The sequence below is a fragment of the Streptomyces griseosporeus genome (genome assembly GCF_014656055.1).
Classification (GTDB): Bacteria; Actinomycetota; Actinomycetes; order Streptomycetales; family Streptomycetaceae; genus Streptomyces; species Streptomyces griseosporeus.
Genome location: NZ_BNBR01000001.1, coordinates 1,621,203 through 1,638,261 on the forward strand (window position 1 = coordinate 1,621,203; position 17,059 = coordinate 1,638,261).

Consider the following 17,059-nt stretch of genomic DNA (forward strand, 5'->3'; position numbering starts at 1 on the left):
CCCGGGGCGGCGTACGCCCGGCCGCGGCGTACCGCGTACGGTCCGATGGCGAGGAGGTCCACGGGCGCGGAGCCGAAGCACTCCAGCGCGTCGCGCGGGTCGTCGACCATGGGCCGTCCGGCGGTGTTGAGGCTGGTGTTCACCACGACGGGCAGTCCGGTTCGGCGCTCGAAGGCAGCAAGCATGCGTGCGACGAGGGGTTCCTCGCGGGCGTCGACGGTCTGGATGCGGGCGGTGCCGTCGACGTGCACGACGGCCGGGATGCGCGCCCGCCACTCCTCGGCGACGTCGTGCACGAAGAGCATGTACGGGCTGGGCAGCGGCCCGGTGAACAGGTCGGCGGCGCGTTCGGCGAGGACCATGGGCGCGACCGGCCGGAACTCCTCGCGGCCCTTGACGTGGTTGAGGCGTTCCAGGTTCTCGGCGCGGCCGGGATGGGCGAGCAGGGAGCGGTGCCCGAGGGCGCGCGGCCCGTACTCGCTGCGGCCCTGGAACCAGGCGACGACGCCGTCCCGGGCCAGCTCCTCGGCGACGGTCCCGGCGATGTCGTCGGGGCGCTCGTAGGGCACGCCGGCCGTCTCCAGCCAGGTGCGCAGCTCCTCGTCGCTCCAGCCGCGCCCGAGGTCGGCGCCGGGCATCCGCTCGGGGTCCTCGGCGAGGTGCAGGGCGCCGCCGAGCGCCGTACCGGCGTCCCCGGCCGCGGGCTGCACCCACACGTGCCGGTACGGCCCGCGCGCGGCGATCTTCGAGTTGGCGACGCAGTTCAGGGCGACGCCGCCGGCCATGGTGAGGGCGTCGCCGCCGGCCTCGCGGTGCAGCCAGTGCACGAGGTCGAGCAGGACCTCCTCCAGGACGGCCTGGGTGCTCGCGGCGAGGTCGGCGTGGTCGCGGGTCCAGGGCTCGCCGGGGGCGCGGGGCGGGGCGAACGCGGCGAAGTCGACGCCGTGGGCGCGGAAGCCGCCGTCGCCGGTGGCGTGGACCTGCTCGCGCAGCCGGTCCAGGAAGCGGGGGGTGCCGTAGGAGGCGAGCGCCATGACCTTGTACTCGTCGCTGCTGCGCAGGAAGCCCAGGTACTGGGTCAGCTCCTCGTAGACCAGGCCGAGGGAGTCCGGCAGGGCCTGGGTGCGCAGCGGGTCGAGCTTGCCGTCGCGGTAGCGTCCGGCCAGGTGGGAGGCGGACTCGCCGCGGCCGTCGAGGACCAGGACGTCGTTGTCGGGGTGCGGGGAGGCCACTCCGGCGGAGGCGGCGTGCGCGACGTGGTGCGGCACGAAGACGACGCGCTCGGGGTCCAGGCCGGGCAGGGCCTCGGCGAGAAACTCGGGGGCGCGGCGGGCGTACTCCAGGCGCAGCGGGTCCCACGGGTCGTCCAGGCCCAGCTCGGCGGCCGGGCGGGCGAGCGCCGGGTCGAAGGAGTAGGTGACGGCGTCGAGCTGGTCGGGGCGCAGACCGCCGTACTCCAGGCACCAGCGCGCGGACAGTTCGGGCAGTTCCCACGCGGAGAACGGCAGGGGCCGCTTGCCGTGCTTGCGGCGGCTGAACCGCTCCTCCTCGGCCGCCGCGACGGTGCGGCCGTCCACGACGAGGGCGGCGGCCGGGTCGTGGAACAGGGCGTTGATTCCAAGGATGCGCATGCGGTGTGCTCCGTCCCGGGAGGCGGGTCGCGGGCTCCGGACTCGCCGGGTGCCGCGGGGGCTGCTGTCTCAAACACTTGGAGACAACTCGGCACGAAAAGTGCCCATCAATCACTCTTTAAGGGGCGCGCGGGTGCGCTGGGTGAGCCGTGTGAGGGCGTTCAGGCGGCGACGGACCGCGAGAACCAGCCGATCGTGCGGCGCAGCCCCTCGGTCCACTCCACGCGCGGCCGCCAGCCGAGCAGCTCACGGGCGAGGCGGGTGTCGGGGCGGCGCCGGCCCGGGTCGTCGACCGGCCGCTCCACGAACCGGATACGCGACGCGGAACCGGTCAGTTTGATGATCGTCCGGGCCAGCTCCAGCATGGTGATCTCGTCGGCGCCGCCGATGTTGACGGGCCCGGTCTCGCCGGACGCGGCGAGGGCGAGGATGCCGTCGACGGTGTCGTCGACGTAGGTCAGCGAGCGGGTCTGCGCGCCGTCGCCGGCCACGGTGAGCGGCATGCCGTCGAGGGCCTGCGCGATGAAGGTGGGCACGGCGCGGCCGTCGCCGGTGCGCATGCGGGGCCCGTAGGTGTTGAAGATGCGGACGATGGCGGCGTCGGTGCCGTGCACCGCCCGGTGGGCGGTGACCAGGGCCTCGGCGTAACGCTTGGACTCGTCGTACACGCTGCGCGGCCCGACGGGGTTGACGTTGCCCCAGTAGTCCTCGGGCTGCGGGTGCACCAGCGGGTCGCCGTACACCTCGGAGGTGGAGGCGAGCAGGAAGCGGGCGCCGTCGGCGTGGGCGCGCTCCAGGGCGAGGCGGGTGCCGGTGGCGCCGACGTCGAGGGTCTCCAGCGGCAGCCGCAGGTAGTCGGCGGGCGAGGCGGGGCAGGCGAAGTGCAACACGAGGTCGAACCGGCCGGGCAGCGCCCGCCAGGCCGCGGGGTCGGTGGCGTCGCCGTGCACGAAGCAGAAGGCGGCGCCGTGCCGGTGCAGGTCGGCGACGTTGGCGCGGGAGCCGGTGGCCAGGTTGTCCAGGCAGACGACGTCGCAGCCGCTGTCGAGGAGCCGGGCGCACAGATGGGATCCGACGAATCCCGCTCCCCCGGTGACCAGGACCCGCTGCCGGGTGCGCCCGCCCCCCTGGACGCGTGTGGGGACGGTCATGGGGCTCTCTCCTCGCTCTCTGCCATCACTTGTGTCGTCGCAAGTAACCACATCACCTCACCCCATACTCGAACAATCAGCCGATTCATGCACATGCCAGGGCAAAGCCGCACATCAGAGGCGGAAAGCGGGCACTGGGCGGCACCCTGGATCCCTAAGATCGTCAGGTGGCCCAATTCCTCCTCGAACGCACCGCGCCGCTCCCCCTCGACGAGGCCTGGCGCAGGCTCACCACCTGGCCCCGGCACGGGCAGGCGGTCCCCCTCACCCGCGTCACGGTCCTCACACCGCCGCCCACCGCCGAGGGCACGGTCTTCGTCGCCCGCACCGCCCTCGGCCCCCTCGGCTTCGACGACCGCATGGAGGTCACGGTGTGGCGCCCTCCGTCCGGCGGTGAACCGGGCCACTGCCGCCTGGAGAAGCGCGGCCGCCTGGTCCGCGGGTGGGCGGAGATCGAGGTACGGCCGGGTCCGGGCGGGCGGACACGGGTGACCTGGCGCGAGGAACTGGACGTGCGGCTGCTGCCGGGGGTGTTCGACGGGGTGCTGCGGGGGGCGGGGCGGTGGGTGTTCGGGAGGGCGGTGAACCGGCTGCTCAGGCAGGGGCTCAGTCCTTCGGCGCCTCCTGCTTGAACGCCAGGGACACGTGGAACCGCTTCAGGTCGATGGAGCGGACCTCGACATCCACCATCTGCCCGACGACCAGCGGCCGGGAGGAGGAAGAGGAGCGGAGCAGACCGTGGATGTTGCGCCCCAGGTGCACCAGAGCGCCGTAGGGTCCGATCGCGCTGACCGTACCTGGCAGGATCATTCCCCTCCTGAGGGTGGTGAGGAACCGCTCAGCCGCTCCCTGCCTATGACGGATCGACATACCCTGGCGGGACAGCAGCACCTGCCTGCGCCTCCGGTCCAGGTGAACGATGTGCGCCGACAGCTCGGTGCCCGGCAGGATCTGCGGGGTGCTGCCCCCTTGCCGGGGCTGGCCCCACATGAGCTGGGTGGGCAGAACAGCGGACACATGGCTCGCGATCTGGAGCACAAGGCCCTCCCGACCAGCGCGTACCACCCTTCCAGTGACGGCTTCACCTCTCCTGTACCGCTCTTCGACGGCGTTCCAGGCCCACGCCTCGGCCGGCAGCTTCATCGAAAGGATCAAGTCGCCGGTGTGGCGGTCGACGTCTGTCACCATGACCTCGACCGCCTGACCGATCCGCATCTCCTCACGACGGGTGCCGTACTGGTCGACGGGGACGAAGCCGTATCCCGCACCGACTTCCAGCACTGCGCCCTCCTGGTCCATCTCCACGACGGTGCCGATGACCAGGTCCCCGATTCCGTAACGCCTCGGTGCCGAGGCGGCCTGCACCGAGTACAGCCGCTGGAGGGTGTGGGCCACCAGGGAGGCGTGGTTCCCCAGAAACCAGTCGGGCTCCCGCCCAGAGCCGACGTCGCCCAGCCGGCGCAGTGTCTCCGCGTAGCTGCGATAGACGGCGCCCTCTGTCGCCCAGTCGCCATAGGAGTCGGTCAGCGTGAGCAGCAGCGTCGAGCCCCCTCCTAGCGTCTCCTCTCCGTCGGCGATCCTGCGGCAGGTGAGCCAGGAGGCCCGTGCCAGCCGGGTCACCGGGTGGGCCTCACCCAGGACGCGGCCCGCCCGGCGGACCTGTTCGTCCAGTGCCTCGGCCGTCCGGTCGGCTGTACCGGGTTCGTCCCTGGCCCGCACCACCTCCACCTGGGCGGTGACCAGATTGGCGAGCGCCGCCACCGAGCGCGGGTGCGCGGGCCCCAGCCGGGCGTCGAGCCGTTCGGTGACCGTGGCCAGTTCCGCGACGGCCCGCTCCAGCCGGGCGGCTGAGCGGACGACCCGCGCCGCCTCGATATGGACCGCCGCGAGGTCGGCCCGTAATCCGAGGGCCTTGGGGTGATCGGCGCCCAGCAGGGCGGACAGCCGCTGAGCGGCCACTTCCAGGACCCCGACCGCTCTTTCCAGAGTCTGCGCGTCCGAGGCTTCCACCGCGGCCTCGATCCGGGCCATCGCCGCGTCGGCCACGGCCAGGAACGAACGTGCGTCGTTGCCGCCGTACTTGCGCACCACCGCTCGTGCGCTGTCGTCGAGTTGCGGCAGATGCCGCGCGCGCCGGGAGCCCGCACCCAACCGGAACTCCAAGGTGTCCAGCAGTTCCCGCACTTCCAGGCAGTGCGCGGGAGGAACCTCGGTCAACTCCCTGCGTGCCGCCGCGAGGTTGTCCCTCGCCAGGATCATTTCTCCGAGGCTCAGCTCCAGGGCGGCGAGGTTCGCGTGCGTCACGGCCCGCGCCAGTGGATCTCTGGTACCGCCGACCGACAGTGCCGCGACCAGCAACGACCGCATCTTGTGCTGCTGCCCCGGGGATGTAGCCACAACCGCCAGGGCGTTGCGGAGCGGAATGCTCTCGGCCGCCGGTAAGGGAGCGCCGAGGAACTGTTCGTACAGGGTGTCGAACAGCGCTGTCGCCTCACCGCGCAGCCCCAGCTCCCACAACAGCCGGTTCAGGCGGACGGCCGAGGCCAGTTCATGCGGGCTCCAGTCCGCGGGGCGCGTACCCACCTCGAGTGACGACACGAACGCGACGAGGGACGGGACATGCGCGAACCGCAAGCCTCCGGGATCGGCCAGTGCCTCCTCGGCGCATTCGACAGCAGCGTGGAAGGAGTCGATCACGGGGCTTCCTCCCCCCACGCACGCTGGGAGATCTCTTCCAGAACGCGGATCTGGTAGGGCGACAGGTCTCTGGGGTCGACGAGGCTCTCCTCGGCCATCTGTTTGAACGCCCGCAGCAGCAACCTGCCCGTGTCGAGCGCCTCCCGCACAGCCTCGGCTCGACCGGGCGCGGCCGGGCACGGCGGCGACTGAGGTGTGGTGCCCGGCACCTCGGTCGGGGGAAGGGCCGCTGACGGGACCTCCTCCACACCGGCCAGGAGGCCCATGAGTTGTTCCGCGGACAACGCGTGGAACGCCTCGACGGCGCTGTTGATGGCCCCCGCCGTCAGGATGTTCTCGGCGCCGTCCCGCAACCGGCAGGCGTCTTCGGGCGTGAGAAGAATGCCGACGACGGCTACGTCCCTGCCTTCCGTGCGCCGTTCCACGGGCCCGCCGGCGTATCCGCCGTAGTCGTTGGCGCCCCGCTCAGGGGTGAGTTCCACGAGGCTCACCGGACGGCCGTCGCCGTCCCGTCTGTCGTGCGCAACGGCGTCGACCGTGCCCATGAGGGCGGCGGCCACCGGACTCGGGCGGTACGGCGCCCGCCAGGCGTCCCCCTTGACGGCGTGGTCGGCCTGCGGAGTGGCGTAGTCGGCGAGCGGGTCGGGCCGGACTCCCAGGAGGGCGAGCCCGATGTCGTCCGCCACCTCGAACACCTGGCCCTCCAGCGGCAGACCGGTGGCCGTGTGCAGGTCGACGGCGTCGCCGGGAGCCAGCCCGCGCACACAGGCCGCGGTGGTCAGGGCGTAGAACCTGGTGACGAAGAATCCTCCGCCCAGCAGGGTCCCGTCCCGGGATATGGCCAGCCAGTAGTCCTCGTGCCCCATCGAGTACCTCAGGTCCCCACTCTTAGGCGACAGCCCCGCCCCCGAGCGTACTGGCCGCCGCCCCTGCGCGTCCCGGTCCCGCCGGCGATCGGTGAGGGCGGATCGGTGCACAAAGTTAGTCGCACCCCTAACCTCGCCCGAGGACCCGCCGTGCCCCTGCGATGACCGCCGTGACAAGGGTCCAGCCGGAGACGATGAGGACGACTGCGACGACCTTGCTCGGGCCGGTCGGGTCGAAGGCGCCGCGGTAACCGAGGCTCGCGACCGGGACGAGCAGGTCCAGGCTGTACAGAATGGGGTCCCAGGCCCGGTTGTTGTCGCCGCCAACCCGCTCCGGTGGATGACCGGCAAACCACAGGGACCCGGCGGCCACCAGCGTCAGCAGCCACATCAGGGCGCGGCGCGGAGCATAGCCGTAGCCGAACAGCACGTCCTGCAGGAGACCCCACAGCCGCCCGGACAGCCGGTCCTGACGGCTGAGGTGGCGCTCACGGGCGTGGCGCACGGTACGCGCCGCACGCTCGTCGCCGCCGTTCTCGTACGATCTCGCCAGCTGTTCGAAGGCACTGGCTCCCACGCGGGGGTCACGTGTCAGCCAGCCGATGCGGGAGCGGACCTGCACGGGAACCTCGGTCTCCAGACGCTGGTAGGAGAACCCCTCCAGGGAGAGCCGGCCGGATCCCGGCCAGGTGGCCTCGGCATCCACCAGGACGTCCACGGCCGCGTCCTGGAGGATCACCCGCCCGGCCGGGGGTTGCCGGAGGTCCAGCCGCAGGCGCGGCACGCGCAGGCGGCTGAGCAGCAAAGCACCCGCCGGCTCGGCCAGCACGGCGTCGTGGAAGGTGACGACGCCACCGATCTCCGCGGCCCGCAACAGTACTTGGCCGCTGCTGTGGAAGCCCCAGTCCGCGTAGAAGCCGCCGCCGCACACGAGGCCGGTCGCTTCGATGCCGCCGACGTCGGCCGCGTGCAGGTTGACGGCGTAGGTCACGCGGGCGTCCCGCAGGTAGAGCGAGCCGGAGGCGGTCAGGTCGCGGGCGTGCAGGGAGCCGCCGACGGCGAGCCGCGGGGCGAGCAGTGACCAGTCGCCGCTGTCGGCGACGGTGAGCCCGTCCAGCACCAGGTTGCCGTCGATCCGCGAATCAGCCAACTGCACGGTCCCGACGGCGGTGTCCTCCTGAAGCCGGCGCGGACGGCGCGCGCCGGTGCCGTCGACGGAAGGGTCGGTCATGGGCTGGCGTTGCTCGCTGCCGTCACCCAACCGGGCTCCCACGAGTCGCAGTTCGCCGCTCACCGTGATGCGGTCGGCGCGCAGCGCGGGCAGGACCGAACCCGAGAGGTCCAGCGACGGTACGGTCAGTTCGGTCAGGTCGACGGGAAGCTCGAAGACGCAGTCGATGAGAGCGAGTGGGGCCTCCAGACGGCGGTGCCCGAGGTCGAATACGCCGGTGACCCGCAGTCCCTCACAGTGGAACGGCCCGCTCTGCGGATCGTGGGCGGCGAGCGCGGCGGCGAGTGCCGCGGCGTCGACCCTGCCGGACAGGACGGTGTTCCGGAGCCGGCGTCGACTCCCCCAGGTGCGTGCCATGCCCAATCCCCCTTTTCCCCCTGGCATATCACAGCAACGGGCAGCTCCCGCACGGCCGTTCGCAGCGCGATCGTCGTGGCCATACTGGAGGGATGACGCGCACCCCTTCCCCGGCGCAGGTCGTCTTCGGTGACGAGGACCTCGACCGGGAACTGGCCGAGTGGCTCTCACAGAACGGCCTGGAGCTGGAGGGGCCGGAGCAACTGGAGACGGGCAGGAGCGGTGGCAGGCTCGTCTCCGCCTACCTGAACGTCAAGAGGGGGCGGCGCACCGGAGGTGTGCGGATCGTCAAACTGGTCGGTCCCTCGCCGGACGCGGCGGCCGAGCCGGAGAACCACCTGACGGCCCTGGATCTGCGGATGCCCGGCACGGAGGAGTTCACCGAGCGGCACATCGTGCGGCTGGACGAGATGAGCACCGGGAGGCTTGGTGACTCCTGGGTGATGTTCCAGTTCCCCGCGGGCGACGGCAAGGAGGACACCGCGACGCTGGCCTCGCTCGGCCGCACGCCCCGGCTGCCCGCACTCGCCGCGCACATCGTCGAGGGGGTCCTCCGGGGCTGGAACCCGAATCCCACGACCCGCGAGAAGGACCAGCTCGGCCGCCCGCTCCCCCTGCCGACCGGGGCGGAGTTCGTGCGGGGACTGCTCGGGGCGCGCGCGGACGACGGCAGTGCCCTGCGGTCCTGGGCCCGCTCGTGCTTCGGCACCGCCGTGACGGGCGAGGAGTGGGTCACTTTCCCCGACAGCGCCCATCCCCTGCCCAACCCTCTTGCCCTGCACGGCGGTTCGACCCTGGACCGGTACACGTTGCGCTTCGTCCCGCGCGGTCAGGCCCACGGTGACCTGCACCCCGGCAACATCATGGTGCCTGTCCGCGAGGATGCCTCCGCCGAGGACTTCTGGCTCATCGACCTCTCCCGGTTCTCCGAGACGGCGGCGCTGGCCCGGGACCCCGCCCATCTGCTGGTGTGTCTGATCGCCGACCTGTATCTGCCCCATCTGTCCGGCGACGCCCGTGACGAGCTGCTCGTCGCCCTGACCGCGGACAGCCCAGAGTGTTCCGGTCCGCTGGTCCCGCAGGGGCTGGCCGACACTGTGACCCGGGTGCGCGAGGTCTGGATCGACTGGGGCGCCCTGCCGCACATCGGCATCAACACGGTCTGGCGCCAGCAGTGGTTCCTGGCGCTCCAGGCGTGCGCACTGATGGTCTGCACGCGCGAACGCTACCCCGATACGGACCGCCGGTGGTTCTTCCGTCTGGCAGCAGAAGCCTGCTGGGCGTACCTGGAGAAGCAGGGTGTGCGGCCTCCCGCCGAGGCACCGGCGCTGACGGCATCGATGGCACCGCAGTCCGCTCCGCGTGCACCGCAGTCCGCTCCGCCTGCGCCGCGGCCCGCGTCGGTGCAGGCGCTGCCAGCCCGGCTCCCTTCCGGTGTGCGGCAGGCACCGCCGTCCGCGGGGCCGACCGTCCTGGACATGCTCAAGGAGATCTGGGACACCTTCGAACGCCCTCGGCGCCAGCTACCGGCTGCGGACAGCCAACACGCACTCGGGGCCCTGGCCAAGTCGATCCGGGTACGCGCCACCGATCTCGCACTCGCCCTGACCGGGGTACCGATGACAGCGAGCCGACCTCAGGCTCCACAGGCCCGGGAACGGGTGAAGCGGACGGCGGCCCTCCTGCGCCGGGTGGAGACCTTGGCGGGCGAGCTGGAACTCCCCGGGCAGCGCCGGACGCCAGGGCCGTACGACGACTTGGTCCGGCAGCAGCCCGCCGTCACGGACGCCCTCCTGGAAGCCCTTGACGCTCTGCTCGACGAGGTCGGCGTGGCGGCGGCAGCGCTGTCAGCCGACGGGCCGTGACACCTGGGGCCACCTGGCATCCGGACCATGACAAGCGCGCCAGACGCGGGCCCTCTCAGGCCACCGACCCGATCCGCCCCGCCGCCACCCCCGCCGACGTCGTGTCGTGGTGGATCGGCGTGTGCGCGCCGGTCAGCGCGACGCCGCTGCCGCCGCGCCGGTTCGCGACGATCTCCGCGGCGATGGACAGGGCCGTCTCCTCCGGGGTGCGGGCGCCGAGGTCGAGGCCGATCGGGGAGCGCAGGCGGGCCAGTTCGAGGTCGGTGACGCCGACCTCGCGCAGCCGGCGGTTGCGGTCCAGGTGGGTGCGGCGGGAGCCCATCGCGCCGACGTACGCCACCGGCAGCCGCAGGGCCAGCTTCAGCAGCGGTACGTCGAACTTGGCGTCGTGGGTGAGGACGCACAGGACCGTGCGGGCGTCGACGGCCGTGTGCTCCAGGTAGCGGTGCGGCCACTCGACGACGATCTCGTCGGCCTCGGGGAAGCGGGTCCTGGTGGCGAACACCTCGCGGGCGTCGCACACCGTCACGCGGTAGCCGAGGAACTTGCCGATCCGCACCAGCGCCGACGCGAAGTCGATCGCACCGAAGACGATCATGCGGGGCGGCGGGACGGAGGACTCGATCAGGAGGGTCAGCGGCGCTCCGCAGCGGGAGCCCTGCTCGCCGATCTCCAGGGTGCCGGTGCGGCCGGCGTCGAGGAAGGCGCCCACCTCCGCGGCGACCGTGCGGTCCAGCTCGGGGTGGGCGCCGAAGCCGCCCTCGGAGGAGCTGTCCGCGCGGACGAGCAGGGCCCGCCCGCGCAGCTCCGCCGGACCCGACACGATCCGCGCGACCGCCGCCGCCTCCCCTCGCGCGGCGGCGGCCAGCGCGGTCGCGAGCACCGGCCGGGCCGGATCGGCGGCCCGGACCGGTGTGACGAGGATGTCGATGACGCCGCCGCAGGTGAGGCCGACGGCGAAGGCGTCCTCGTCGCTGTAGCCGAAGCGCTCCAGGACCGTCTCGCCGTCCTCGAGCGCCTGCCGGCACAGTTCGTACACGGCTCCCTCCACGCAGCCGCCGGAGACCGACCCGATCGCCGTGCCGTCGGCGTCCACCGCGAGCGCGGCGCCGGGCTGGCGGGGGGCGCTGCCGCCGACGGCCACCACGGTGGCCACGGCGAAGTCGCGTCCCTGCTCGACCCACCGGTTGAGCTCTTCGGCGATGTCCAGCATCTGTCGGTCTCCTTCGGAGGCGGTTGCGGAGAGGGTTTCCACGGAAGGGCGGGCTCAGCCGTGTCTTTCGGATCACCCCGGGGCCGCGGGGCTTGGCACGCACATCTGCCGCGTTGTCGTCGGTCGCCGACGCGCCGCGTCGACTCCCTCCTCCGCCTTGCAGCTGCACGCACCAAGCCCCGCTCACCGGCACCATGAAGGCACCGCGCCCCGGAGTCGGGCTGATCCGAAAGACACGGCCTAGTGCACGCCCAGCCAGCTCTCGATCGGGTGGAGGGCGAAGTAGATCAGGAAGATCACCGTCAGGCCCCACATGAAGGCGCCGATCTCGCGGGCCTTGCCCTGGGCGCTCTTGATGGCGACGTAGGAGATGACGCCGGCCGCGACACCCGTGGTGATGGTGTACGTGAACGGCATCAGGACGACCGTGAGGAACACCGGGATCGCGGTGGCCCGGTCGGCCCAGTCGACGTGCCGGGCGTTCATCAGCATCATCGCGCCGATGACCACCAGCGCGGCGGAGGCGACCTCCTGCGGCACGATCGCCGTCAGCGGGGTGAAGAACAGGCAGGCCGCGAAGAACAGGCCGGTGACGACGGAGGCGAGGCCGGTGCGGGCGCCTTCGCCGACGCCGGTCGCCGACTCGATGAACACGGTCTGCCCGGAGCCGCCGGCCACGCCGCCGATCGCGCCGCCCGCGCCGTCGATGAACAGCGCCTTGGACAGGCCCGGCATACGGCCCTTGTCGTCGGCGAGCTTGGCCTCGGTGCCGACGCCGATGATGGTGGCCATCGCGTCGAAGAACCCGGCGAGCACCAGCGTGAAGACGATCATGCCGACGGTCATCGCGCCGACCTCGCCCCAGCCGCCGAACTCGACGTCGCCGAAGAGCGAGAAGTCGGGCATGGAGACGGCGCTGCCGTGCAGTTCGGGCGCGCCGTTGGCCCAGGCGCCCTCGCCGATGACGCCGGCGGCGTTGAGGATCGCGGCGACGACGGTGCCGGAGACGATGCCGATGAGGATCGCGCCGGGCACGTTGCGGGCCTGGAGCATGAAGATCAGCAGGAGGGTGCCGGCGAACAGCAGGACCGGCCAGCCGGCCAGCTCACCGGCGGGGCCGAGGGTGAGCGGGGTGGCCTTGCCCTGGTGGACGAAGCCGGACTTGTAGAAGCCGATGAGGGCGATGAACAGGCCGATGCCCATGGTGATGCCGTGCTTGAGCGCGAGCGGGATCGCGTTCATGATCATCTCGCGCAGGCCGGTGACGACGAGCAGCATGATGACGCCGCCGTACATCACGCACATGCCCATCGCCTGCGGCCAGGTCATCTCGGGCGCGACCTGCGAGGAGAGGACACCGGAGACGGAGAGGCCCGCGGCGAGGGCGAGGGGCACCTTGCCGACGAAACCCATCAGCAGCGTGGTGAAGGCCGCGGCGAACGCGGTGGCGGTGATCAGGGCCTTCTGGCCGAGCGTGTCCCCCGCCGCGTCCTTGCCGGACAGGATCAGGGGGTTGAGCAGCAGGATGTACGCCATCGCCATGAAGGTGGTGATGCCGCCGCGCACCTCACGTGCGACGGTGGACTCCCGCCGGGATATGTGGAAGTACCGGTCGAGCCAAGAGCGTCCGGCCGGAACGCGGGTGCCGTGGCCCGCGTCCTCCGCGACGGTCTTCGGCTCCAGTGACTGCTGGGTCATGTGGGCCTACTCCCAAGGTTCATAGGGGCACCCGCATAGGAACCGCCTGACGGCTTCTCGCCGCTCGGGGCGGCTGCGGGATTTGGGAAGGTGCTTCGGCCGCACGACCCGGGGGACGGCCCGAGACGAACGAACAGGATCTGGTGCTGGCTGGTGGTGCTGTCCGAGTGCCGCGAGCGGTGCGGCACTTGGGGGTACTCCGGGCGGCGCGGGGAGGCTGTGACGTTCCGTGCGCCGCCCGGAGAGACTTGCGGTACTTCCTGGTTACGCCGTGCCGGTCAGGTGCTCGGGCCGCACCGGGGTGCGGTTGAGCTCCAGGCCGGTGGCGTTGCGGATGGCCGCGAGGACGGCCGGCGTCGACGACAGGGTCGGCGCCTCACCGATGCCGCGCAGGCCGTACGGGGCTTGGTCGTCGGCGAGTTCGAGCACGTCGACCGGGATGGTCGGGGTGTCGAGGATGGTGGGGATCAGGTAGTCCGTGAAGGAGGGGTTCTTCACCTTCGCCGTCTTCGGGTCGACGATGATCTCCTCCATCACCGCCACGCCCAGGCCCTGGGTGGTGCCGCCCTGGATCTGGCCGATGACGGAGAGCGGGTTGAGCGCCTTGCCGACGTCCTGGGCGCAGGCCAGCTCGATCACCTTCACCAGGCCCAGCTCGGTGTCGACCTCGACGACCGCGCGGTGGGCGGCGAAGGAGTACTGGACGTGGCCGAAGCCCTGGCCGGTGCGCAGGTCGAAGGGCTCGGTCGGGCGGTGCCGCCACTCCTCCTCGACCTCGACGGCCTCGCCCTCCAGCACGTCGACGAGGTCGGCGAGGACCTCGCCGCCGTCGGTGACGACCTTGCCGCTCTCCAGCAGGAGTTCGGCGGTCGCCCAGGCCGGGTGGTAGGAGCCGAACTTGCGGCGCCCGATCTCCAGGACCTTCTCGCGGACCAGTTCGCAGGCGTTCTTCACGGCGCCGCCAGTGACGTACGTCTGCCGGGAGGCCGAGGTGGAGCCGGCCGAGCCCACCTGGGTGTCGGCGGGGTGGATGGTCACCTGCTGCACGCCCAGCTCGGTGCGGGCGATCTGCGCGTGGACGGTGATGCCGCCCTGGCCGACCTCCGCCATCGCGGTGTGCACGGTGGCGACGGGCTCGCCGCCGACGACCTCCATGCGCACCTTGGCGGTGGAGTAGTCGTCGAAGCCCTCGGAGAAGCCGACGTTCTTGATGCCGACCGCGTAGCCGACCCCGCGGACGACGCCCTCGCCGTGCGTGGTGTTGGACAGGCCGCCGGGCAGCTGCCGTACGTCCGCGCCCTCGCTGGACTCCCACTGGCGCTCCGGCGGCATCGGCATCGCCTTGACGCGGCGCAGGAGTTCGGCGACGGGGGCGGGCGAGTCGACGGGCTGGCCCGTCGGCATGAGCGTGCCCTGCTCCATCGCGTTGAGCTGCCGGAACTCCACCGGGTCCATGCCGAGCTTCTTGGCCAGCTTGTCCATCTGCGCCTCGTAGGCGAAGCACGCCTGGACCGCGCCGAAGCCGCGCATGGCGCCGCAGGGCGGGTTGTTGGTGTAGAGGGCGATGGCCTCGATGTCGACGTCGTCGATGACATACGGCCCGACACTCAGCGAGGAGGCGTTGCCGACGACCGCCGGGGAGGCGGAGGCGTAGGCGCCGCCGTCCAGGACGATCCGGCACTTCATGTGCGTGAGCTTGCCGTCCTTGGTGGCGCCGTGCTCGTAGTAGAGCTTCGCCGGGTGGCGGTGGACGTGCCCGAAGAAGGACTCGAACCGGTTGTAGACGATCTTGACGGGCTTGCCGGTGCGCAGCGCGAGCAGGCAGGCGTGGATCTGCATCGACAGGTCCTCGCGGCCGCCGAACGCGCCGCCGACGCCGGCCAGCGTCATCCGCACCTTCTCCTCGGGCAGCCCGAGGACGGGGGCGATCTGGCGCAGGTCGGAGTGGAGCCACTGGGTGGCGATGTAGAGGTGGACGCCGCCGTCCTCCTCCGGCACGGCGAGGCCGGACTCGGGGCCGAGGAAGGCCTGGTCCTGCATGCCGAAGGTGTACTCGCCCTCCACGATCACGTCGGCCCGCTTGCGGGCCTCCGCCACGTCGCCGCGCACGATCGGCTGGCGGTGGACGATGTTGGGGTGCGGGACGTGCCCGATGTGGTGGTCGTCGCGGCCCTCGTGGACGAGGATCGCGTCCGGGGCGAGGGCGGAGGCCTCGTCGGTGATGACGGGCAGCTCGCGGTACTCCACCTTGATCTTGGCGGCGGCGCGGCGCGCGGTCTCCGGGTGGTCGGCGGCGACGATCGCCACGGGCTCGCCGTGGTGGCGTACCTTGCCGTGCGCGAGGACGGGGGTGTCCTGGATCTCCAGGCCGTAGTTCTTCACCTCGGCGGGCAGGTCGTCGTACGTCATGACGGCGTACACGCCCGGCGTGGCGAGCGCCTCGGCCGTGTCGATGGACACGATCTCGGCGTGTGCGACGGTGGAGCGCAGGATCTGGCCCCAGAGCATGTCCTCGTGCCACATGTCGGACGAGTACGCGAACTCGCCGGTGACCTTGAGGGTGCCGTCCGGGCGGAGCGTGGACTCGCCGATGCCGCCCTTGGTCTGCGCGCCCTGGGTGATCTTCGTGGGGGTTCCGCTGGGGGAAGCCATGGTCAGACCGCCTCTCCCTGCCGTGCGGCCGCCAGGCGGACCGCGTCCATGATCTTCTCGTAGCCGGTGCACCGGCACAGGTTGCCCGACAGCGCCTCGCGGATGTCCGCGTCGGTCGGGTTGGGGTTGCGCTCCAGCATCTCGTCCGCGGCGACCAGCAGGCCCGGGGTGCAGAAGCCGCACTGGACCGCGCCGGCGTCGATGAACGCCTGCTGGATCGGGCTGAGTTCAGTGCCCTCGCCGGTCTGCGAGTCGGTGCCCTTGGCCTGCCACTGCTGGGCCTCGTCGAGGGAGGTGCCGCAGGCGCCGGAGGCGCAGCCGCCGTGCTCGGCGCGCTGCTTGGCGTAGTCCGCGAGGCCCTCGACGGTGACGACGTCACGGCCCTCGACCTGGCCGGCGGCGACCAGGCAGGAGCAGACCGGCACGCCGTCCAGGCGGACCGTGCAGGAGCCGCACTCGCCCTGCTCGCAGGCGTTCTTGGAGCCGGGCAGACCGAGCCGCTCGCGCAGCACGTACAGCAGGGACTCGCCCTCCCACACGTCGTCGGCCTCCTGCGGACGTCCGTTGACAGTGAAGTTGACGCGCATTACGCAGCTCCCTCCGAGGCGCGGCGGGTGCCGCGGTACGACTCCCAGGTCCAGGTCAGCGTCCGGCGGGCCATGACGCCGACCGCGTGGCGGCGGTAGCTCGCGGTGCCCCGGACGTCGTCGATCGGGTTGCAGGCGGCCGAGCACAGGTCGGCGAACTGCTTGGCGACCGACGGGGTGATGATCTTTCCGTTGTCCCAGAAGCCGCCCTCTTCGAGCGCCGCGTTCAGGAACTCCTCGGCGGCCTTGGCCCGCACCGGGGTCGGCGCGGCCGAGCCGATGCCGGTGCGCACGGTCCGGGTCTCGGGGTGCAGGGCGAGACCGAAGGCGCACACCGCGATGACCATGGCGTTGCGGGTGCCGACCTTGGAGTACTGCTGCGGGCCGTCCGCCTTCTTGATGTGCACGGCGCGGATCAGCTCGTCGGGCTGGAGCGCGTTGCGCTTCACGCCGGTGTAGAAGTCGTCGATCGGGATCAGGCGGGTGCCGCGCGCGGCGGAGGCCACTTCGACCTCGGCGCCGGCCGCCAGCAGGGCGGGGTGGGCGTCACCGGCCGGGGAGGCGGTGCCGAGGTTGCCGCCGACGCCGCCGCGGTTGCGGATCTGCGGGGAGGCGACCGTGTGCGAGGCGAGCGCCAGGCCCGGCAGCTCGGCCCGCAGGTTGTCCATGATCTTCGTGTACGGCACGGAGGCGCCCAGCCGTACGCTCTCCTCGCCGACCTCCCACTCGTAGAGGTCGCCGACGCGGTTGAGGTCGAGGAGGTACTCGGGCCGGCGGTGGTCGAAGTTGATCTCGACCATCACGTCGGTGCCACCCGCAATCGGCACAGCGGTGGGGTGCTCTGCCTTCGCGGCGAGCGCCTCCTCCCAGCTGGCGGGGCGAAGGAAGTCCATGACCGGCTCTCTTCTTCGTCTCAGTGCTCTTGGAAGTCGTGCTTTTGAGCCAATCCGTGTGCGGCGGGCCAGGCTCGTTCATGTGCTGTTCACGTGGAGTGGGGCCAGTACACAGCGCCGTACTCCACCGGGGTCAGTCACCGAAACCATGAAGGAGTTGGCTGGCCACGACGGTCATCTTGTAGATTCGTATGAAGGGAGGCCATCAGTAACCTCTG

11 protein-coding genes and 1 pseudogene are annotated in these 17,059 nt (G+C 71.7%); 2 read left to right on the forward strand and 10 right to left on the reverse strand.

The annotated features are described in order from the left end of the window. Positions 1-8: 8 nt before the first annotated feature. Positions 9-1,631 (reverse strand): annotated as a pseudogene (locus IE308_RS07145) (carbamoyltransferase family protein); the annotation flags it as partial. Positions 1,632-1,792: 161 nt separating this feature from the next. Then, a complete protein-coding gene (locus IE308_RS07150; protein ID WP_190217037.1) occupies positions 1,793-2,782 on the reverse strand; it encodes an NAD-dependent epimerase/dehydratase family protein in 990 nt (329 codons plus the stop codon). A 167-nt stretch (positions 2,783-2,949) separates the two neighbouring features. Between IE308_RS07150 and IE308_RS07155 the strand changes: the two genes are divergently transcribed. Then, positions 2,950-3,414 carry an SRPBCC family protein gene (locus tag IE308_RS07155; protein WP_190217038.1) on the forward strand — a complete coding sequence of 155 codons (465 nt, stop codon included), beginning with the start codon at positions 2,950-2,952 and terminating at the stop codon, positions 3,412-3,414. Here the strand turns inward: IE308_RS07155 and IE308_RS07160 are convergent. From IE308_RS07160 to IE308_RS07170, 3 genes are all read right to left on the reverse strand, one after another. Continuing rightward, positions 3,389-5,479: a S1 RNA-binding domain-containing protein gene (locus IE308_RS07160; protein WP_190217039.1), complete on the reverse strand. Its 2,091-nt coding sequence runs from the start codon at positions 5,477-5,479 to the stop codon at positions 3,389-3,391. The genes IE308_RS07155 and IE308_RS07160 overlap by 26 nt on opposite strands. Continuing rightward, the gene (locus IE308_RS07165) at positions 5,476-6,345 is read right to left on the reverse strand and encodes a serine protease (RefSeq protein ID WP_190217040.1); all 870 of its coding nucleotides are present in this window, start codon (positions 6,343-6,345) and stop codon (positions 5,476-5,478) included. The genes IE308_RS07160 and IE308_RS07165 overlap by 4 nt, the downstream gene beginning before the upstream one ends. Before the next feature lie 127 nt (positions 6,346-6,472). Next, positions 6,473-7,933, reverse strand: coding sequence for a hypothetical protein (locus IE308_RS07170; protein WP_190217041.1), 1,461 nt, complete (start codon positions 7,931-7,933; stop codon positions 6,473-6,475). Positions 7,934-8,025: 92 nt separating this feature from the next. On the opposite strand from IE308_RS07170, the gene IE308_RS07175 reads away from it, so the two are divergent. Next, complete coding sequence (locus tag IE308_RS07175; protein WP_190217042.1) at positions 8,026-9,798, forward strand: hypothetical protein; 1,773 nt, start codon at positions 8,026-8,028, stop codon at positions 9,796-9,798. A 55-nt stretch (positions 9,799-9,853) separates the two neighbouring features. Here IE308_RS07175 and IE308_RS07180 read toward each other — a convergent pair whose 3' ends face one another. From IE308_RS07180 to IE308_RS07200, 5 genes are all read right to left on the reverse strand, one after another. Then, on the reverse strand, positions 9,854-11,011 hold the full coding sequence (locus IE308_RS07180) for an XdhC family protein (RefSeq protein WP_190217043.1): 1,158 nt from the start codon (positions 11,009-11,011) through the stop codon (positions 9,854-9,856). Positions 11,012-11,251: 240 nt separating this feature from the next. Next, positions 11,252-12,709: an NCS2 family permease gene (locus tag IE308_RS07185; protein ID WP_190217044.1), complete on the reverse strand. Its 1,458-nt coding sequence runs from the start codon at positions 12,707-12,709 to the stop codon at positions 11,252-11,254. A 264-nt stretch (positions 12,710-12,973) separates the two neighbouring features. Further along, complete coding sequence (locus tag IE308_RS07190) at positions 12,974-15,361, reverse strand: xanthine dehydrogenase family protein molybdopterin-binding subunit (protein WP_190217045.1); 2,388 nt, start codon at positions 15,359-15,361, stop codon at positions 12,974-12,976. Between the two features lie 2 nt (positions 15,362-15,363). Beyond that, positions 15,364-15,948 (reverse strand): (2Fe-2S)-binding protein, encoded by a 585-nt coding sequence (locus IE308_RS07195; RefSeq protein ID WP_110632348.1) that lies wholly within the window; start codon positions 15,946-15,948, stop codon positions 15,364-15,366. Continuing rightward, positions 15,948-16,841 carry an FAD binding domain-containing protein gene (locus tag IE308_RS07200; RefSeq protein ID WP_110632345.1) on the reverse strand — a complete coding sequence of 298 codons (894 nt, stop codon included), beginning with the start codon at positions 16,839-16,841 and terminating at the stop codon, positions 15,948-15,950. Before IE308_RS07200 ends, IE308_RS07195 begins: the two co-directional genes overlap by 1 nt. Positions 16,842-17,059 lie beyond the last annotated feature (218 nt).